The organism is Streptomyces sp. NPDC005483, assembly GCF_040606035.1.
GTDB lineage: Bacteria > Actinomycetota > Actinomycetes > Streptomycetales > Streptomycetaceae > Streptomyces.
Genome location: NZ_JBEXEA010000002.1, coordinates 1 through 19473 on the forward strand (window position 1 = coordinate 1; position 19473 = coordinate 19473).

Consider the following 19473-nt stretch of genomic DNA (forward strand, 5'->3'; position numbering starts at 1 on the left):
CCGGATCTGGAAGCCCAGTAATGGGTGGAGGTGACCGGTACTAATAGGCCGAGGGCTTGTCCTCAGTTGCTCGCGTCCACTGTGTTAGTTCTGAGGCAACGACTGTGTCTTTTTCCGGTCGAAACTTCATAGTGTTTCGGTGGTCATAGCGTGAGGGAAACGCCCGGTTACATTTCGAACCCGGAAGCTAAGCCTCACAGCGCCGATGGTACTGCAGGGGGGACCCTGTGGGAGAGTAGGACACCGCCGAACAATCATTCAAAGGGTTGGATCCTGAACTTCGGTTCAGGGTCCAACCCTTTTTTGTTGGGCGTCACTTGAAGTTCACGTTGCGCAACCACCATCCGCAGCATGGGTACTGCTGCAATGCTCAGGGCCGCCGGCGTCGGAGTCGGTGACGAGGTCGTCGTACCGGCCTTCGGAAACGTGGAGGTCGCCGAGGCGGTGACACTCGCGGGTGCGCTTCCGGTGTTCGCGGACATACATCCGGTCAGCTACTGCCTTGACGCGTCCGCTGTGGAGGCGGCCGTAACTCCGCGGACCGCGGCGGTCGTTGCCGTACACCGATTCGGGCGACCCGCCGACATGGCGCGGCTGCTCGGGGTCGGGCGGCGGCACGGGTTGCTGGTGCTGCAGGAGGGCGAGTCCGAGGCGCCGTACGACGAGGTCGCCCAGCGTCGGGAGCGGGCCTGCTATCTCGATGGGAAGTTGCGCGGGGTGCGCACGCCCGACGGCGGGGACGGGCACACCTATCAGCAGTACGTCGTGCGCGTCCCGGGTAATGGCCGGCCGGACCGGGACGCATTCGCCCGGGCTCTGCGGAGCAAGGGAGTTGACTGCCGGGTGCCGGTGAAGACGCCCGTGCACCGGTTGCCCGAGTTCCGGCGTTGTGTGTCGCTGCCGGAAACGGAGCGGGCCGCCGACGAGACGCTTGCGCTGCCGGTGGATGCCTCGCTGACCAAGCGGGACATGCAGCGGGTCGTAGCCGCGTGCAATGCGCTCGGGGGACTGCTTCAGCCTGCTTTCTGAGCGAGTTGGGAGCACGGGTCTGTTCGGGGTATGATCTATTCCGTTGCCGCGAGGGAAACCTCGAAAAGTGACAGGCCCCCTTAGCTCAGTCGGCAGAGCGTCTCCATGGTAAGGAGAAGGTCAACGGTTCGATTCCGTTAGGGGGCTCCAGCCAAAAGGCCCCGCCCATTCGGGCGGGGCCTTTTTCGTGCTCTCAGTCCTGGTGGAGGCCCGGGACGCGCATGGCCAGGATCGCCATGTCGTCGGACGGGGCGTCGGAGGCGAAGCGCTCGACCGCCCGCATGATGCGGGCCGCGACCGCGCCGGCCGTCAGGCCCGTGCAGGTGGTGAGGACGTCGGCGAGACCGTCGTCGCCCAGCATGCGGGTGCCTTCGCGGCGTTCGGTGACGCCGTCCGTGACGCACAGGAGGACGTCGCCCGGGTCGAGGGTGACCGTCTGTTCGTAGAGCTCCAGATCGTCCATGACGCCGAGCAGCGGCTGGGGTTCGGCGGCCGGTTCCACGGTGCCGTCCTGGCGCAGGCGGAGCGGGAGCGGGTGGCCGGCGCAGACGACCTTCAGGCGGGCGCTGCCGTCCTCCTGCGGCCACAGCTCGCCGTAGAGGAGGGTCAGGAAGCGGCTGCGGGCGCCCTCGTCGAGGATGGCGGAGTTCAGGCGCTCCAGGACCGCCGGGCCGCTCAGGCCCTCTCTGGCCAGCAGACGGAGGGCGTGCCGGGCGAGGCCGGTCACTGCCGCCGCGTTCGGTCCCGTACCGCAGACGTCGCCGATGGCGAAGCCGTACGCGCCGTCGCTGATGGGGAAGACGTCGTAGAAGTCGCCGCCGACCTCGTTGCCCTCGCCGGCCGCGCGGTAGATGACCTCGACCTCGACGCCCTCGATCTCGGGCAGCTCGGGCGGCAGGAGGCTGCGCTGGAGGGACTGGCTGATGGCCGTGCGCTCGGAGTAGAGGCGGGCGTTGTCGAGGGCGAGGGCGGCCCGGCGGGACAAGTCCTCGGCCAGTTCCAGGATTTCCTGGCGGAAGTGTTCGTCGGCGGGCTTGCCGAGGGTCAGCATGCCGATGACGCGGTTGCGGGCGACCAGGGGGAGGACGACGGTCTCGCCGCCCACCGCCGAGGCCGTGGCGAGTGTGGGGCCGATTCCGGAGGCGATCTGGCGGGTGGGGCCGCCGCTGAGGCCGAGGCTGCGCATGGAGCTGCGCAGGGCCGCCTGGTGGGCCGCCTCGCCGGGAGCCGACCAGACGCGGGCGCCGGGGGTGGGGACCGGGTCCGGGGGCTGGATCTTGGAGAGCAACGACTTGATGCCGTCGATGAGTTCCTCGTCCTCGTGCAGGACGTACGACAGGTAGGGATCGGAGGCCTGGTCGGCAATCGTGTAGACGGCACACCAGGTGGCCAGTGTCGGGACGGTCATCTGGGCCATGAGCGCCAGGGTCTGATCGCGGTCCAGCGTGCCGGCCAGGAGGTCGGAGGCCTCGACGAGGAAGCTCAGTGAGCCTCGGCGCAACTTCTCCAGTTCACCCAGACGAGCTGATTCGACCGCCAACGCGATGCGGTCGGCGGCGAACTGGAGGCGCAGGGCTTCTTCGTTCGAGTATTTGCCGGGGCCCTCCGCGGCCACGCCCAGGGAGCCGGTCAGGCGGCCCTCCACCTTCAGCGGGACGGTGACGACCGAGCGCATGCCGGTGCCGTTCAGGAGCGGTACGGCGCCCGGTACGGCCGCGAGGTCGTCGTGGACGGCGGGCATACGGGCGGAGCTGTAACGGCCGGGGCCGGCCTCGACGGGCACGCGCGCGAAGCGCTGGCGGGCGGACGGAAGGCCCGTGGAGGCGCGGACCTCCAGTTCCGTCTCGTCGTCGGTCGCGAGGAGCAGGAAGGCGGAATCGCCGTCGAGCATGTCGCGCGCGCGTTCGACCGTGCGCTGGAGGAGGCCGTCGAGATCGTCCGGGGCGGGCGAGCCGATGAACACCTCGAAGGGGTCGCTGCTCTGGCCGTCGGAGGAGGCGCCGGTGTCGGAGGCGGACATGCGCAACGGCGTCTGGAGCACGGCCCGTTCGTGGTCGCGCACCAGGAGGCAGACCGTGGAGGGCTCGCCGCCGGTGTCACGGACGCGCAGGTGGGAGGCGTAGACGGAGGTGACGCGGCCGTTGGCTGCCCTTATGCCGTAACTGCCCTCCCAGCGCGAGAGCTGGAGCGCCTCGGCGATTCCGGTGCTGGTGCCCGGGGTGTGCGGCCAGGCCGCGAGGTCGGTCAGGGGCTTGCCGATGACCTGTTCGGCGGCGTAGCCGAAGAGTTCCTCGGCGTCCTCGTTCCACGAGGTGATGGCGCACGTACGGTCGATCTGTACGACGGCGACGCGGACGCGGCCGTCGGCCAGCGGGAGGAGGTCCGCAGGCAGGGACGGTCCTGCCGTGCGGATGCCCACCCGGCGTTCGGGGAGGTCGAGTTGGAACCAGACCTGCTTCTGGGTGGGGGTGTACTCGACGCCCCAGCGGCCGGCGAGCGCGGCGCAGAGCTGGAGGCCGCGGCCGCCCTCTCGGTCGAGGTTGCCCATGTTGACGGCCTGACCCTGGAGGGGGATCTCCCGCTCGGGGTAGCGGTCGGCCACCTCGATCCGCACACCGTCGTCACTGCGCAGGCACAGAACATCGGCGGAGGTGCCGGCGTGGACCACGGCGTTGGTGACGAGTTCGCTGGTGAGGACCACGGCGTCGTCGACGATGTCGGCGAAGCCCCAGCCCTGGAGGGTGTCGCGGACGAAGGAGCGGGCGGTCGCTACCGATCGCCCGAGAGGCTCGAAGCTGGCGGCCGCGCGCGCGGTGATCACAGAACTCCTCGACCGGTTGTCGACGTGCAGGGCTGCCTGGCCGACCGGCTCGTGCCGCTGCTGCGGCAGGCCGCCCGTCGGCCGGGGATCCGGGTTCTGTCCCCCGGGGACCAGTCCGGTGGTCATGTGTGCGGCCGCCCTCCGATGCCCGCTCGTGCTCGTGCCACCGCCCAGGCCGGACGGACCGGCTCGGCTGGACAGCCGCATGCAAGGTTACTTACCTTCGACGGCCATGCGGATGCCGGTCTGCAGTGTTTCCGTCCGGAGGGTGTGCGGACGATGTGCGAAGCTGCCGAACTGTTATGGCCGGGTTCAACCAGGGTGAAACACTGGGCAGGCTCTTGAAGAAGGTTCGGGCAGGCCGAGTGGCTTGAGCGTACGGCGGGCAGCAGCCCGTGGTGCGGCTTCGCATGCCTGGTTGAAATATCGCTGTAGTAAGCAGAAGCACGCGGCAGCAACCGGTATGCCGCGCGGTACCACCTGAGCACAGCAGTAACGGTCGACCCCTGCGGGAGGGACACAGTGGAGTCTGGCGCAGCGACGCGGGGCACTAAAACGCGCGCGAAGGGCGGACAGTCCGCGAGCGGCCAGCGCAAACCGCGGGGTGGGACCACCGCGGTGGACACGGCTGCCCTGGACCGGCTGATGGCGGCGCTGGTCTCGATGCGTGACGGGAACTTCCGCAAGCGGCTCACGGTGTCCGGCGACGGCGTGATGTCGGAGATCGCGGCCGTGTTCAACGAGGTGGCCGACCGCAACCTGCATCTGACGGGTGAGCTGTCGCGGGTGCGGCGCATGGTGGGCCGTGAGGGAAAGCTCACGGAAAGGCTGGAAACAGGCGCCTGTGAGGGCTCCTGGGCGTCCGCCATCGATGCCTCCAACGCACTCGTGGACGATCTCGTACGGCCCGTCTCCGAGGTCGGCCGGGTGCTGTCCGCGGTCGCGGAGGGCGATCTGTCGCCTCGCATGGAGCTCAGGACCCAGGCGCCGGACGGGACGGGGCATCCCCTGCGCGGGGAGTTCCTGAAGGTCGGACGGACGGTGAACAACCTTGTCGATCAGTTGTCGACGTTCACCGACGAGGTCACGCGAGTGGCCAGTGAGGTCGGGACCGAGGGCAAGCTCGGCGGGCAGGCACGCGTGCGTGGCATGTCGGGTTCCTGGAAGGACCTGACCGAGTCCGTCAACACGATGGCGTACCGGCTGACGGCCCAGGTGCGGGACATCGCGCTGGTGACCACGGCCGTCGCCAAGGGTGATCTCTCGCGGAAGGTCACGGTTCACGTGGCCGGCGAGATGCTGGAGCTGAAGAACACCGTCAACACGATGGTGGACCAGCTCTCGTCCTTCTCCTCCGAGGTGACCCGCGTCGCGCGCGAGGTGGGTGTCGAGGGCGAGCTCGGCGGCCAGGCGCAGGTGCCGGGTGTGGCCGGGGTGTGGAAGGACCTCACCGATTCGGTGAACCTCATGGCCGGCAACCTGACGGCCCAGGTGCGCGGGATCGCCCAGGTGACGACGGCGGTCGCCAGTGGTGACCTGTCGCAGAAGGTGACGGTCTCCGCACGCGGCGAGGTCGCGCAGCTCGCCGACACGATCAACCAGATGACCGAGACGCTGCGGATCTTCGCGGACGAGGTCACCCGCGTGGCCAACGAGGTCGGTGCGGAGGGACAGCTCGGCGGACAGGCGAACGTGCCGGGTGCGGCGGGGACGTGGAAGGACCTCACCGATTCGGTGAACACGGTCTTCCGGAACCTCACCACGCAGGTGCGGGACATCGCCGCCGTGACGACGGCGGTGGCCAACGGTGACCTGTCGCAGAAGGTCACCGTGGACGTGGCCGGCGAGATGCTGGAGCTGAAGAACACCGTCAACGGGATGGTGGACCAGCTGTCCGCGTTCGGTGCCGAGGTCACCCGCGTGGCGCGCGAGATCGGTGTCGAGGGTGAGCTGGGTGGGCAGGCGCAGGTGCCCGGGGCCGCCGGTACCTGGAAGGACCTCACCGATTCCGTCAACACCGCGTTCCGGAATCTCACCGGACAGGTGAGGAACATCGCCCAGGTGACGACGGCGGTGGCCAACGGTGACCTGTCGCAGAAGGTCACCGTGGACGTCTCTGGCGAGATGCTGCAGCTGAAGAACACCGTGAACACCATGGTGGACCAGCTGTCGGCCTTCGCCGACCAGGTGACGCGGATGGCCCGGGACGTGGGCACCGAGGGCCGGCTGGGCGGTCAGGCGGTCGTACCCGGCGTGTCCGGGACGTGGAAGGAGCTCACGGACTCCGTCAACTTCATGGGTGGCAACCTCACCTCTCAGGTGCGGCAGATCGCCCAGGTGACGACGGCGGTGGCCCGGGGTGACCTCTCCCAGAAGATCGACGTGGACGCGCGCGGCGAGATCCTGGAGCTGAAGAACACCATCAACACGATGGTCGACCAGCTGTCCGCCTTCGCCGACCAGGTGACCAGGGTGGCCCGCGAGGTGGGCACCGAGGGACGCCTCGGCGGACAGGCGCAGGTGCCCGGCGTCGCCGGTGTGTGGCGCGACCTGACCGACTCCGTGAACGGAATGGCAGGAAACCTTACCGCCCAGGTGCGCAACATCGCCCAGGTGGCCACCGCGGTGGCCCGGGGTGACCTCTCCCAGAAGATCGACGTGGACGCGCGCGGCGAGATCCTGGAGCTGAAGAACACCCTCAACACGATGGTCGACCAGCTCTCCAGCTTCGCCGACCAGGTGACGCGGGTGGCCCGGGAGGTGGGCACCGAGGGCATCCTGGGGGGCCAGGCCGAGGTGCAGGGTGTCTCCGGCACCTGGAAGGACCTCACGCAGTCGGTGAACTTCATGGCGAACAACCTGACCATTCAGGTGCGCAACATCGCCGAGGTCACCACCGCGGTCGCCAAGGGCGATCTCTCGAAGAAGATCACCGTCGACGCCAAGGGCGAGATCCTCGAGCTCGTCACCACCGTCAACACGATGGTCGACCAGCTGTCGTCCTTCGCCGAGCAGGTGACCCGGGTGGCCCGTGAGGTGGGTACCGAGGGTCAGCTGGGTGGTCAGGCGCGGGTGCCGGGTGTCACGGGCATCTGGAAGGACCTCAGCGACAACGTGAACCTGATGGCCAACAACCTGACCATGCAGGTGCGCAACATCTCCCAGGTCGCTAACGCGGTCGCCAACGGCGACCTGACCCGGACGGTGACGATCGAGGCGCGCGGTGAGGTCGCGCAGCTCGCGGACACCTTCAACACCATGGTGAAGACGCTCAGTTCGTTCGCCGACCAGGTCACCAAGGTGGCCCGTGAGGTGGGCACGGACGGCATCCTGGGTGGCCAGGCGCGGGTGCCCGGTGTGGCCGGCACCTGGAAGGACCTCACCGAGTCCGTGAACCAGATGGCGTCCAACCTGACGGGTCAGGTGCGGAACATCGCCATGGTGACCACGGCCATCGCCAAGGGTGACCTGACGAAGAAGATCGACATCGACGCCCGCGGCGAGATTCTGGAGCTGAAGACGACCATCAACACGATGGTCGACCAGCTGTCGTCCTTCGCCGAGGAGGTCACCCGGGTGGCCCGCGAGGTGGGTACCGAAGGACAGCTCGGCGGCCAGGCACGCGTGCGTGACGTCGATGGCACCTGGCGCGACCTGACCGAGTCCGTGAACGAGATGGCAGGAAACCTCACCCGTCAGGTGCGCGCCATCGCGCGCGTGGCGACCGCGGTGACCAGGGGCGACCTGAACCTGAAGATCGACGTGGACGCGTCCGGCGAGATCCAGGAGCTCCAGGACTACATCAACAAGATGATCGCCAACCTGCGCGACACCACGATCGCCAACAAGGAGCAGGACTGGCTCAAGGGCAACCTGGCCCGTATCTCGGCGCTCATGCAGGGCCGCCGGGACCTGGAGGACGTGGCCTCGCTGATCATGAGCGAGCTGACGCCGGTGGTGACCGCGCAGCACGGCGCGTTCTTCGTCGCGATGCCGCTCCTGGACGGCAAGGACCTGAGCGCGGAGGCGGAGGACCAGTACGAGTTGCGGATGCTCGGGTCGTACGGCTACTCGATGGGCTCCATGCCGACGTCGTTCCGGCCGGGGGAGGCGCTCATCGGGACGGCCGCCGAGGAGAAGCGCACGATCCTGGTGGAGAACGCGCCCAGCGGCTACCTGAAGATCTCCTCCGGTCTCGGAGAGGCGCCGCCCGCGCAGGTGATCGTCCTCCCGGTGCTGTTCGAGGGCAAGGTGCTCGGTGTCATCGAACTCGCGTCCTTCACCCCCTTCACGCAGATCCAGAAGGACTTCCTCAACCAGATCGCCGAGATGATCGCGACCAGCGTCAACACCATCTCCGTCAACACCAAGACGGAGGTGCTGCTGAAGCAGTCGCAGGAACTCACCGAGCAACTCCGTGAGCGGTCCGCCGAGTTGGAGAACCGGCAGAAGGCCCTCCAGGCGTCCAACGCCGAGCTGGAGGAGAAGGCCGAGCTGCTGGCCCAGCAGAACCGCGACATCGAGGTCAAGAACACCGAGATCGAGGAGGCGCGGCAGGTACTGGAGGAGCGCGCCGAACAGCTCGCCGTGTCCATGCGGTACAAGAGCGAGTTCCTGGCCAACATGTCGCACGAGCTGCGTACGCCGCTGAACTCGCTGCTGATCCTCGCCAAGCTGCTCGCCGACAACGCGGACTCCAACCTCACGCCGAAGCAGGTCGAGTTCGCCGAGACCATCCACGGCGCGGGCTCCGACCTGCTCCAGCTCATCAACGACATCCTCGACCTGTCGAAGGTCGAGGCGGGCAAGATGGACGTGTCCCCGACGCGCATCGCGCTGGTGCAGCTCGTGGACTACGTGGAGGCCACCTTCCGGCCGCTGACGGCGGAGAAGGGCCTGGATCTGTCCGTACGGGTCTCGCCCGAGCTGCCCGCCACGCTGCACACCGACGAGCAGCGGCTGCTCCAGGTACTGCGCAACCTGCTGTCCAACGCGGTGAAGTTCACTGACTCCGGGGCCGTCGAGCTGGTGATCCGGCCCGCCGGGCGGGATGTGCCGGTGGCGATCCGGGAGCAGTTGCTGGAGGCCGGTTCGCTGCGCGACCCGGACGCCGACCTGATCGCGTTCTCGGTGACCGACACTGGTATCGGTATCGCGGCCAGCAAGATGCGGGTGATCTTCGAGGCGTTCAAGCAGGCCGACGGCACGACCAGTCGCAAGTACGGCGGCACGGGACTCGGGCTGTCGATCTCGCGGGAGATCGCGCAATTGCTCGGCGGAGAGATTTACGCGCAGAGCGAGCCGGGACGCGGATCGACGTTCACGCTGTATTTGCCGTTGCACCCCAGCGAACTGCCGCCGCAGGGTTACCAGCAGTCCATGCCGGCTCTGGAGGCCGGCGACCTGGTGGCGTCCAGGGCGGAGAACGGGCTGTCCGGGGTCGAGGTCGAGACGCCGGCCGAGGTGAAGTCGTACCAGGAGACGCAGAACGGTGCCGCGGCGCTCTTCCGGCGCCGTCGCAGGACCGCACCGGCCCTCGAGCAGCGGATTGGTCAGCCGGACCAGTGGTCGGCGGTGGAGCACCAGGCCGCGCCGCAGCCGCGCCGGGGCATCCGGTTCGGCGGGGAGAAGGTGCTGATCGTCGACGACGACATCCGCAACGTCTTCGCGCTCACCAGCGTCCTCGAACAGCACGGACTGTCGGTGCTCTACGCGGAGAACGGCCGGGAGGGCATCGAGGTGCTGGAACAGCACGAGGACGTGGCGGTCGTCCTGATGGACATCATGATGCCCGAGATGGACGGGTACGCGACGACCACCGCGATCCGCAGGATGCCGCAGTTCGCCGGGCTCCCGATCATCGCGCTGACCGCCAAGGCGATGAAGGGCGACCGGGAGAAGGCGATCGAGTCGGGTGCCTCCGACTACGTGACCAAGCCGGTCGATCCCGATCATCTGCTGTCGGTGATGGACCAGTGGATGCGAGGGGAATGAAGGGAATCAGCGAAGTTCACGCGGAGTTGCTGACTCGGTGTGCCCGACGCCGTGTAGAAGTACGGGATTCGGGGAACCTTCTGGTCTCCCGCTACGTTTCTCTACGTGCACAGTGACATCACGGTGACAGGGTGTGGCGACAGACAGGGTGCGGCTACGATGACCGGCACAAGGACGGGCGGCGAAAGGGAGTCGTCCCCAGGGGCGGCACCCGGTGCACATCCGGGGCGAGGAGGGCGGGCCATGGTGCAGAAGGCCAAGATCCTCCTGGTCGATGACCGGCCGGAGAATCTGCTGGCGCTGGAGGCCATCCTCTCCGCGCTCGATCAGACACTGGTGCGGGCATCGTCCGGGGAGGAAGCGCTCAAGGCACTGCTCACGGACGACTTCGCGGTGATTCTGCTGGACGTCCAGATGCCGGGCATGGACGGCTTCGAGACCGCGGCGCACATCAAACGGCGGGAGCGGACCCGGGACATCCCGATCATCTTCCTCACCGCCATCAACCACGGTCCGCATCACACCTTCCGGGGGTATGCGGCGGGTGCGGTGGACTACATCTCCAAGCCCTTCGACCCGTGGGTGCTGCGCGCGAAGGTCTCGGTGTTCGTCGAGCTCTACATGAAGAACTGCCAGCTGCGGGAGCAGGCGGCGCTGCTGCGGCTCCAGTTGGAGGGCGGCGGCAAGGCGGCGGCCGGGGACGCGAAGGAGCCGGCGGGTCTGCTCGCTGAGTTGTCCGCGCGGCTCGCGGCGGTCGAGGAACAGGCCGAGGCGCTCTCCAAACAACTGGACGACGAGTCCGCGGACGCGGCCGCGGTGGCCACCGCGGCCCATCTCGAACGCAAACTCACGGGGTTGCGGCGGGCGCTGGACGCGCTGGAGCCGGGCACCGGGAGTTCGCCCTCGGTGTCCTCGCAGAACTGAGGGGAGCCGACGTGAGGCGCAAGTGTTCCCGCGTCTCACGCGGGTGAGCCCGCGTCAGCTCGGCACCTCCCCGGTAGCGACACGAACGGGTGAAGCAGTGGGCACACGTGTCCGCGGGCGTCTCCACCGGTAATCTCACACCTATGGCCTCACGACCCTCCGCAGCCAAGAAGCAGCCCGCCAAGAAGGCTGCCGCTCCCGCGAAGGGTCCGGCGAGGAAGGCACCCGCGAAGAAAGCACCGGCGAAGAAGGCGCCCGCCAGGAAGGCCGCGGCGAAGAAGGCCGTGCCGCCGAGGCCGGCGCCCAGCCCGACCGGAGGCGTCCTCCGGCTCATCCGCGCCGTGTGGCTCGGTATCGCCCATGCCGTCGGCGCGGTGTTCCGCGGGATAGGGCAGGGCGCGAAGAACCTCGACCCCGCGCACCGGAAGGACGGCGTGGCACTCCTGCTGCTGGCCCTCGGCCTGATCGTGGCCGCCGGTACCTGGTCGAACCTGCGCGGTCCCGTCGGCGACCTCGTCGAGATCATCGTGACCGGCGCCTTCGGCAGGCTCGACCTGCTCGTGCCGATACTGCTCGCGGTCATCGCCGTACGGTTCATCCGGCACCCTGAGAAGCCCGAGGCCAACGGCCGGATCGTGATCGGCCTGTCCGCGCTCGTGATCGGCGTGCTCGGGCAGGTCCACATCGCCTGCGGCTCACCCGCCCGCAGCGACGGCATGCAGGCGATAAGGGACGCGGGCGGCCTCATCGGCTGGGGAGCGGCGACCCCGCTGACGTACACCATGGGTGAGGTCCTCGCCGTACCGCTGCTCGTACTGCTGACGATCTTCGGGCTGCTCGTCGTCACGGCCACCCCGGTCAACGCCATTCCGCGGCGGCTGCGGGAGCTCGGGGTACGGCTCGGCATCCTCCCGGACCCGGTCGTGGACGAGTTCGGCGAGGACGACGAGCGCTACGACGAGCAGTGGCGCGAGGCGCTGCCCGCGCGCGGGCGAAGGCGTGGCCCCGCGCCCGAGTCGTACGACCCCGACGGAGCGGAGCAGGAGGCCCTCTCGCAGCGTCGGGGGCGCCCCCGACGGTCCGCGGTGCCGCAGCCCGCGATGGACCGGCGGATGGACGCCGTGGACATCGCCGCGGCCGCCGCCGCGGATCTGGACGGCGTCGTCATGCACGGCCTGCCGCCCTCGCCGCTGGTCGCCGACCTCACCCAGGGCGTCAGCGTGGGCGACCGGGTGGAGACGACCCCCGTACCCACACCGGTCCCGGCCGCGCGGCCCAAGCAGGAGGCACGTCCGAAGCAGGACAAGCTCAAGGTCGAGGTCGCCGACCTCACCAAGCCAGCTCCTGAGGCTCCGAGCGCCATGCCCGCGCGCGCGGAGCAGCTCCAGCTCTCCGGCGACATCACCTACGCCCTGCCCTCCCTCGACCTCCTGGAGCGCGGTGGCCCGGGCAAGGCGCGCAGCGCGGCCAACGACGCCATCGTCGCCTCGCTGACGACCGTCTTCACCGAGTTCAAGGTCGACGCCGCCGTCACCGGCTTCACGCGCGGGCCGACGGTCACCCGCTACGAGGTCGAGCTCGGGCCCGCCGTGAAGGTCGAGCGGATCACCGCGCTGGCCAAGAACATCGCGTACGCCGTCGCCAGCCCGGACGTGCGGATCATCAGCCCGATCCCCGGAAAGTCCGCGGTCGGCATCGAGATCCCCAACACCGACCGGGAGATGGTCAACCTCGGGGACGTGCTGCGGCTCGCGGCGGCCGCCGAGGACGAGCACCCCATGCTGGTCGCGCTCGGCAAGGACGTCGAGGGCGGCTATGTGATGGCCAACCTGGCGAAGATGCCGCACGTGCTCGTCGCCGGAGCCACCGGTTCCGGTAAGTCGTCGTGCATTAACTGCTTGATCACTTCCATCATGGTCCGCGCGACCCCCGAGGACGTGCGCATGGTCCTCGTCGACCCCAAGCGCGTGGAGCTGACGGCCTATGAGGGCATCCCGCACCTGATCACGCCGATCATCACCAACCCGAAGCGGGCCGCCGAGGCGCTCCAGTGGGTCGTACGGGAGATGGACCTTCGCTACGACGACCTGGCGGCCTACGGCTTCCGGCACATCGACGACTTCAACGAGGCCATCAGGAACGGCAAGGTCAAACTGCCCGAGGGCAGTGAGCGGGAGCTCCAGCCGTACCCCTATCTGCTGGTGATCGTCGACGAGCTCGCCGACCTGATGATGGTCGCCCCGCGGGACGTCGAGGACGCGATCGTGCGGATCACGCAGCTCGCGCGCGCGGCCGGCATCCACCTGGTGCTCGCCACCCAGCGGCCGTCGGTGGACGTCGTCACCGGTCTGATCAAGGCGAACGTGCCCTCGCGGCTCGCCTTCGCCACCTCCTCGCTCGCCGACTCCCGGGTCATCCTCGACCAGCCGGGTGCCGAGAAGCTGATCGGCAAGGGCGACGGGCTGTTCCTGCCGATGGGCGCCAACAAGCCCACCCGTATGCAGGGCGCCTTCGTGACCGAGGAAGAGGTCGCGGCGATCGTCCAGCACTGCAAGGACCAGATGGCCCCGGTCTTCCGGGACGACGTCGTCGTGGGCACCAAGCAGAAGAAGGAGATCGACGAGGAGATCGGCGACGACCTCGACCTGCTGTGCCAGGCGGCCGAGCTGGTCGTCTCCACGCAGTTCGGGTCGACCTCCATGCTCCAGCGCAAGCTGCGGGTCGGGTTCGCGAAGGCGGGTCGGCTGATGGACCTGATGGAGTCCCGGGGCATCGTCGGACCCAGCGAGGGATCCAAGGCACGTGACGTTCTTGTGAAGGCTGACGAGCTGGACGGCGTGCTCGCGGTCATCCGCGGGGAGGCTTGAGAAGAGCCCGGAGCGGGTGTGGCCACCGATGTTCGATCGTGACTCACCCGTAAGAAATCATCGAGCAACCGTTTCCCTTCGACGTACGTCAAGTTGAGGGAAGCGAAAAGCTGCTGCCCCACCATCGGCGTGTTCGGCCATTCCGATGGCGTACAAAGTCCCACCGCCCGGTTGCCCCACCCTTTCGCACCCCCCCTAGACTGAACCTCCAGCACAGGTGGCTAAACGCTCGAAAGGCGCCCCCGTGTCCATCGGCAACTCCCCTGAAGACGAGCGTCCGTTCGAAGACGACCCGCAGGAAGCCCACCTCTCCGTCGGCCACGCCCTGAAACAGGCGCGGATCGCGGCCGGGCTGACCGTCGACGACGTCAGCAACGCCACCAGGGTCCGCATCGCCATCGTGCATGCCATCGAGGCGGACGACTTCGCCCCCTGCGGCGGCGATGTGTACGCCCGGGGCCACATCCGGACCCTGGCCAAGGCCGTCCATCTGGATCCGGCCCCCCTTCTGGACCGGTTCGCCGCCGATCACGGTGGCGGACGTCCGGCCCCGACCCCGGCGGCCCCGCTGTTCGAGGCGGAACGCATCCGTCCCGAGCGGCGCGGGCCGAACTGGACCGCGGCCATGGTCGCCGCGATCGTCGCCGTCGTCGGCTTCGTCGGGTTCACCGCCTTCAAGGGCGGCGACGACGGCGGGACGGCACAGGTCGCCGACGGCACCACGCCCGCCACCACCAAGTCCCCGACACCCAAGTCCGACAAGACCACCAAGGACCCGAAGCCCACGCCGTCCGACAGCGCCATCGCGGCGGCGCCCCAGGACAAGGTGACCGTGCAGGTCAGCGCCGCCGACGGAAAGAGCTGGATCCTCGCCAAGGACCACAACGGCCGGACCCTCTTCGACGGACTGCTCAAGCAGGGCGACTCCAAGACCTTCCAGGACAGCGACAAGGTCAATCTCGTCCTCGGTGACGCCGGGGCGATCCAGCTGTACGTGAACGGCAAGAAGATCGACGACGACTGGCAGCCCGGAGCCGTGGAGCGCCTGACGTACACCAAGGGCGACCCCCAGGTCGGATAGCTCGCGGTTCGTGTTCTCGCTGTGAAGGGGTTGGCCGGGATCGGCCAACCCCTTCGACGTGGGGTGTCAGTGGGACGAAGTAGTCTTGAGCCCATGCCTGAACGCCGTACCGTCGCACTCGTCACTCTTGGCTGCGCCCGCAACGAGGTGGACTCGGAGGAGCTCGCAGGCCGTTTGGAGGCGGACGGCTGGGATCTCGTGGAGGACGCCGCCGACGCGGACGTCGCCGTCGTCAACACCTGTGGCTTCGTCGAGGCCGCCAAGAAGGACTCCGTCGACGCCCTCCTGGAGGCCAACGACCTCAAGGGGCACGGCAGAACCCAGGCCGTCGTGGCGGTGGGCTGCATGGCCGAGCGCTACGGCAAGGACCTCGCCGAAGCCCTGCCGGAAGCGGACGGGGTGCTCGGCTTCGACGACTACGCCGACATCTCCGACCGCCTGCAGACGATCCTCAGCGGTGGCATCCACGCCGCGCACACCCCGCGCGACCGGCGCAAGCTGCTGCCGATCAGCCCCGCCCAGCGACAGGAGTCGGCGGCGTCCGTCGCGCTGCCGGGCCACGGTCCGGCCGAGGAGGCCGTGCCCGCCCCCGCCGACCTCCCGGACGGCCTCGCCCCTGCCTCGGGCCCCCGTGCGCCCCTGCGGCGCCGTCTGGACGGCTCCCCGGTCGCCTCGGTGAAGCTCGCCTCCGGCTGCGACCGGCGCTGCTCCTTCTGCGCCATCCCGTCCTTCCGCGGCTCCTTCATCTCCCGCCGCCCCTCGGACGTCCTCAACGAGACGCGCTGGCTGGCCGAGCAGGGCGTCAAGGAGATCATGCTGGTCTCCGAGAACAACACGTCGTACGGCAAGGACCTCGGCGACATCCGCCTGCTGGAGTCCCTCCTGCCCGAACTCGCCGAGGTGGCCGGCCTCGAACGCGTGCGCGTCAGCTACCTCCAGCCCGCCGAGATGCGGCCCGGCCTCATCGACGTGCTCACCTCCACACCCAAGGTCGTGCCCTACTTCGACCTGTCCTTCCAGCACTCCGCCCCCGGCGTGCTGCGCGCGATGCGCCGCTTCGGCGACACCGACCGCTTCCTGGAACTCCTCGACACCATCCGCGGCAAGGCCCCCGAGGCCGGCGTGCGCTCCAACTTCATCGTGGGTTTCCCCGGCGAGACCGAGGCCGACCTCGCCGAGCTGGAGCGGTTCCTGACCGGCGCGCGACTGGACGCCATCGGCGTCTTCGGGTACTCCGACGAGGAGGGCACCGAAGCGGCGACGTACGACAACAAGCTGGACGAGGACGTCGTCGCCGAGCGGCTGGCACGTGTCTCCCGGCTTGCCGAGGAACTCGTCTCGCAGCGCGCCGAGGAGCGCGTCGGCGAGACCGTGCACGTGCTCGTCGAGTCCGTGGACGAGGAGGGCGTGTACGGCCGTGGCGCGCACCAGGCGCCGGAGACCGACGGCCAGGTGCTGCTCACGAGCGGCGAAGGTCTGAGTGTCGGTCGTATGGTCGAGGCGAAGGTGGTCGGTACGGAAGGTGTCGATTTGGTGGCCGAGTCGCTCGACGGCTCGCTCGCGTGTAGTGAGGAGGCGGGCAGATGACCGGAGTTCCGGCGTCCGCCGCGGGTGGCCCCTCCGCCGCGAAGGGCGGACCGGCGGGCGCGGTCCCGGGCGCCGCGTCCGGCGTGGCACCGAGCGCTCCTGCGGACACGGTCTCCGATACGGCTGCCGAAGCACCGGTCAGTGCCGTTCCGGCTACGGCCGTCGAGGCGCGGGCGGGTGTGGTCCCCGGCGTGGGTGTCGTCACCGGGACGGCTTCGGACGACGGCGCCGACTCGGACGGGAAGCCCGCGCGGGGCAAGAAGATCGCTGCCGCCGCCGTCAACCAGGCCAGCGTCTGGAACATCGCCAATCTGCTGACCATGCTCCGGCTGGTCCTCGTGCCCGGCTTCGTCGCCCTGATGCTGGCCGACGGCGGGCACGACCCCGCGTGGCGCTCGTTCGCCTGGGCGGCCTTCGCCATCGCCATGATCACCGACCTGTTCGACGGGCACCTGGCGCGCGCCTACGACCTCGTCACCGACTTCGGGAAGATCGCCGACCCCATCGCCGACAAGGCGATCATGGGGGCGGCGCTGATCTGTCTCTCCGGGCTCGGCGACCTGCCCTGGTGGGTGACCATCGTCATCCTCGGCAGGGAACTCGGAATCACCCTGCTGCGTTTTCTCGTCATCCGGTACGGCGTGATCCCGGCGAGCCGGGGCGGCAAGCTCAAGACCCTCAGCCAGGGCATCGCCGTGGGGATGTACATCCTGGCGCTGACGGGGTGGCTGGCCACCGCGCGGTTCTGGGTGATGGCTGTGGCGGTCGTGCTGACCGTCGTGACCGGGCTCGACTATGTGAGACAGGCCATTGTGCTGCGCAGGCAGGGAATCGCCGAGCGCAGGGCGGCGTTGGAGGAGACGGAAGCGTGAGTTCCCCGGCCGTCCAAGTGGTGCAACTACTCACCGTGAAGGGTCAGACGCTCGCGGTCGCCGAGTCGCTCACCGGCGGACTGGTCGCGGCGGAAATCACAGCGGTTCCCGGGGCGTCCCAGGCGTTCCGGGGTTCGGTGACTGCCTACGCCACCGGACTGAAGCGTCAGCTGCTGGGTGTCGACGCCACCCTGCTGGACCAGCGAGGTGCGGTGGATCCGCAGGTCGCGGCCCAGATGGCGGCCGGAGTGCGCAAGGCACTCGGTGCCGACTGGGGCATCGCGACCACCGGAGTCGCGGGCCCCGAGCCACAGGACGGCAAGCCCGTCGGAACGGTTTTCGTGGCTGTCGACGGGCCCTCCGCGGGCGCTTCCGAGGCAGCGGGTGGCGGGAAAGTGGCCGCGCTGCGGTTGAACGGCGACCGGGCGGAAATTCGTATGGAGAGTGTACGGAGCGTGCTCGCACTGCTTCTTGAAGAGCTTGCGAGCGAGCAGACCGGGAATGAGCGGGCACAGGATACGGAACGGAACGGGGGGTTTTGATGTTTGCAGCCCTGAGTGAACACGACATCGCTCCCCGCACGGCCGCGGCGCAAGGCGGTACGGTGGGGCGTGAAGGATGCGGCTACGCGGTCCGAGGAGGGAGCCACCGATGATTCTGCTCCGTCGCCTGCTGGGTGACGTGCTGCGTCGGCAGCGCCAGCGCCAGGGCCGTACTCTGCGCGAAGTCTCCTCCTCCGCCCGAGTCTCACTCGGCTATCTCTCCGAGGTGGAGCGGGGGCAGAAGGAGGCTTCCTCCGAACTGCTCTCCGCGATCTGCGACGCGTTGGACGTACGGATGTCCGAGCTCATGCGGGAAGTGAGCGACGAACTCGCCCTCGCCGAGCTGGCCCAGTCTGCTGCGGCCACCCCCAGCGAGCCCGTGCCGGCGCCCGTGCGCCCGATGCTGGGTTCCGTGTCGGTGAAGGGTGTGCCACCGGAACGGGTGACCATCAAGGCACCGAGCGAAGCTGTGGACGTCGTAGCGGCGTGACACTCGCGCTCGGTCAGCCATGAGCTGATGGCTCGCCGAGATGAAGTCTGCGAGGCCCCGGACGGGTTTCTCCAGCTGGTCTGGAGAGGCGCCGGTCGGGGTTTTCGTGCATCTTGGAGCGACGGCCGCGTCGATGCGTCCGTGTGCCCTTGGTGCGCCCTCCCCGTGGGTGCGGCGGCGGTCTAGCGTCCGGGCTGGAGGTGGCTGCATGGCGGGGCCGGCAGTACGCCGGGGGGTGGCTCTCGGGTTCGGGGCACTGTGGTGGTGGGCCGCGGCGCGGCTGCTGCTGGCGCCGGACGCCGGTGTGCTCGAAGGTGCGGTCGCGGCGGGTGGGTGGGGGCTGAGCCTGCTGCCGGTGCACTGTGTGCCGAAGACGCGGGCCACGGGGGCCGTAGCCGCTGGGCGGTGGCGTCAGGCGTGGCGGGCGGGGAGGCCTGCGGAGCCCGGGCCGGCCGGGGAGGTCGGGCCGACGGGAGCGCCTACCACGGCATCGCCACCCCGCCGTTCGGGCGGAGGATCTGGCCCGTCATGAAGGACGAGGCGTCGGAGGCCAGGTACAGCACGGCGTGGGCGACGTCCTCCGGTTCGCCCACTCGCTTGAGCGGTGACATACGGGACATGAGCGCCTCGGTACGGGCCTGGGCCTCCTCGTCGTGGCGGTCGGTCATGGGGGTGCGGATCCAGCCGGGAGCTACGGCGTTGACCCGGATGCCGTATCCGCCGACCTCGGTGGCCAGGGTCTTGGTGAGTTGGACCACGGCCGCCTTGGCCGCGCCGTAGCAGAGCAGGCCGGGGCCGCCGGTGTCCACGGCGCCGGAGGCCATCGTGACGATGCTGCCCCTCGTCCTCCGGTCGAGCATCAGGCGGGCCGCCACTTGGCAGGCGTGGAGCACACCCTTGAGGTTGACGTTCAGGACGCGGTCGAGGTCCTCGTCCCGGGTCTCCAGGACCGGGCTGCTGTGCATGATCCCGGCGATCGCGGCCAGTACGTCCAGGCGCTCGCAGGAGGTGATGGCCTGCTGGAGCTGCTCGCGGTCGGTGACGTCGAGGGGATGGCTGTGCGCGCTGCCGCCGGCGTCCTTGATCAGGGTCGCCGTCTCGTGCAGCCCCGACGCGTCGAGGTCGGCGCAGTGGACGGTGGCGCCCGCCTCGGCGAGCAGCACGGCGGTCGCGCGGCCGATGCCGCCGGCGGCGCCGGTGACGAACGCGCTGCGTCCGGTGAGGTCGTACGCGCTGACGGCCATGGAGCGACGGTACGAGCGTTTC

The 19473-nt window shown here is 69.1% G+C and carries 12 protein-coding genes, 1 tRNA gene and 1 rRNA gene; 12 read left to right on the forward strand and 2 right to left on the reverse strand.

Going from position 1 to position 19473, the window contains the following annotated elements; translation table 11 throughout:
* Positions 1 to 135 precede the first annotated feature (135 nt).
* The 3 genes from rrf (at position 136) to ABZT06_RS03410 (ending at position 1179) form a co-directional block, all read left to right on the forward strand.
* Positions 136 to 252 (forward strand): 5S ribosomal RNA (rrf, locus tag ABZT06_RS03400).
* A gap of 114 nt (positions 253 to 366) precedes the next feature.
* A complete protein-coding gene (locus ABZT06_RS03405; protein WP_355735490.1) occupies positions 367 to 1029 on the forward strand; it encodes a DegT/DnrJ/EryC1/StrS family aminotransferase in 663 nt (220 codons plus the stop codon).
* A 74-nt stretch (positions 1030 to 1103) separates the two neighbouring features.
* A tRNA-Thr gene (locus tag ABZT06_RS03410) sits at positions 1104 to 1179 on the forward strand.
* A gap of 43 nt (positions 1180 to 1222) precedes the next feature.
* On the opposite strand, the gene ABZT06_RS03415 is transcribed toward ABZT06_RS03410, so the two are convergent.
* Positions 1223 to 3976, reverse strand: a complete 2754-nt coding sequence (locus ABZT06_RS03415) for a SpoIIE family protein phosphatase (protein ID WP_355734125.1) — start codon at positions 3974 to 3976, stop codon at positions 1223 to 1225.
* Between the two features lie 396 nt (positions 3977 to 4372).
* On the opposite strand from ABZT06_RS03415, the gene ABZT06_RS03420 reads away from it, so the two are divergent.
* The 9 genes from ABZT06_RS03420 to ABZT06_RS03460 all read left to right on the forward strand — a co-directional run bounded on the left by ABZT06_RS03420 (position 4373) and on the right by ABZT06_RS03460 (position 18739).
* Positions 4373 to 9844, forward strand: a complete 5472-nt coding sequence (locus tag ABZT06_RS03420; RefSeq protein WP_355734128.1) for a HAMP domain-containing protein — start codon at positions 4373 to 4375, stop codon at positions 9842 to 9844.
* 243 nt (positions 9845 to 10087) lie between these two features.
* Entirely contained in the window at positions 10088 to 10768 is a 681-nt protein-coding gene (locus ABZT06_RS03425; protein WP_355734131.1) for a response regulator, read from the forward strand.
* Between the two features lie 143 nt (positions 10769 to 10911).
* The gene (locus ABZT06_RS03430) at positions 10912 to 13635 is read left to right on the forward strand and encodes a DNA translocase FtsK (protein WP_355734134.1); all 2724 of its coding nucleotides are present in this window, start codon (positions 10912 to 10914) and stop codon (positions 13633 to 13635) included.
* A gap of 244 nt (positions 13636 to 13879) precedes the next feature.
* A complete protein-coding gene (locus ABZT06_RS03435) occupies positions 13880 to 14716 on the forward strand; it encodes a helix-turn-helix domain-containing protein (protein ID WP_355734137.1) in 837 nt (278 codons plus the stop codon).
* 93 nt (positions 14717 to 14809) lie between these two features.
* On the forward strand, positions 14810 to 16303 hold the full coding sequence (gene rimO / locus ABZT06_RS03440; protein ID WP_355734140.1) for a 30S ribosomal protein S12 methylthiotransferase RimO: 1494 nt from the start codon (positions 14810 to 14812) through the stop codon (positions 16301 to 16303).
* On the forward strand, positions 16300 to 17175 hold the full coding sequence (pgsA, locus tag ABZT06_RS03445) for a CDP-diacylglycerol--glycerol-3-phosphate 3-phosphatidyltransferase (RefSeq protein ID WP_355734143.1): 876 nt from the start codon (positions 16300 to 16302) through the stop codon (positions 17173 to 17175). The genes rimO and pgsA overlap by 4 nt, the downstream gene beginning before the upstream one ends.
* The gene (locus tag ABZT06_RS03450; protein WP_355734145.1) at positions 17172 to 17717 is read left to right on the forward strand and encodes a CinA family protein; all 546 of its coding nucleotides are present in this window, start codon (positions 17172 to 17174) and stop codon (positions 17715 to 17717) included. The genes pgsA and ABZT06_RS03450 overlap by 4 nt, the downstream gene beginning before the upstream one ends.
* A gap of 109 nt (positions 17718 to 17826) precedes the next feature.
* Complete coding sequence (locus tag ABZT06_RS03455) at positions 17827 to 18207, forward strand: helix-turn-helix transcriptional regulator (RefSeq protein ID WP_007385114.1); 381 nt, start codon at positions 17827 to 17829, stop codon at positions 18205 to 18207.
* Positions 18208 to 18415: 208 nt separating this feature from the next.
* Positions 18416 to 18739, forward strand: a complete 324-nt coding sequence (locus tag ABZT06_RS03460; RefSeq protein ID WP_355734148.1) for a hypothetical protein — start codon at positions 18416 to 18418, stop codon at positions 18737 to 18739.
* Here ABZT06_RS03460 and ABZT06_RS03465 read toward each other — a convergent pair.
* Entirely contained in the window at positions 18687 to 19451 is a 765-nt protein-coding gene (locus ABZT06_RS03465) for an SDR family NAD(P)-dependent oxidoreductase (protein WP_355734150.1), read from the reverse strand. The genes ABZT06_RS03460 and ABZT06_RS03465 overlap by 53 nt on opposite strands.
* Positions 19452 to 19473 lie beyond the last annotated feature (22 nt).

What these genes read in the sequence shown, in the direction of transcription:
- ABZT06_RS03405 (WP_355735490.1), top strand. Translation starts at nt 367, where the DNA reads ATGCTCAGGGCCGCCGGCGTCGGAGTCGGTGACGAGGTCGTCGTACCG.
- ABZT06_RS03415 (WP_355734125.1), bottom strand. Translation starts at nt 3,976, where the DNA reads ATGACCACCGGACTGGTCCCCGGGGGACAGAACCCGGATCCCCGGCCG.
- ABZT06_RS03425 (WP_355734131.1), top strand. Translation starts at nt 10,088, where the DNA reads ATGGTGCAGAAGGCCAAGATCCTCCTGGTCGATGACCGGCCGGAGAAT.
- ABZT06_RS03430 (WP_355734134.1), top strand. Translation starts at nt 10,912, where the DNA reads ATGGCCTCACGACCCTCCGCAGCCAAGAAGCAGCCCGCCAAGAAGGCT.
- rimO (WP_355734140.1), top strand. Translation starts at nt 14,810, where the DNA reads ATGCCTGAACGCCGTACCGTCGCACTCGTCACTCTTGGCTGCGCCCGC.
- pgsA (WP_355734143.1), top strand. Translation starts at nt 16,300, where the DNA reads ATGACCGGAGTTCCGGCGTCCGCCGCGGGTGGCCCCTCCGCCGCGAAG.
- ABZT06_RS03455 (WP_007385114.1), top strand. Translation starts at nt 17,827, where the DNA reads ATGATTCTGCTCCGTCGCCTGCTGGGTGACGTGCTGCGTCGGCAGCGC.
- ABZT06_RS03460 (WP_355734148.1), top strand. Translation starts at nt 18,416, where the DNA reads ATGGCGGGGCCGGCAGTACGCCGGGGGGTGGCTCTCGGGTTCGGGGCA.
- ABZT06_RS03465 (WP_355734150.1), bottom strand. Translation starts at nt 19,451, where the DNA reads ATGGCCGTCAGCGCGTACGACCTCACCGGACGCAGCGCGTTCGTCACC.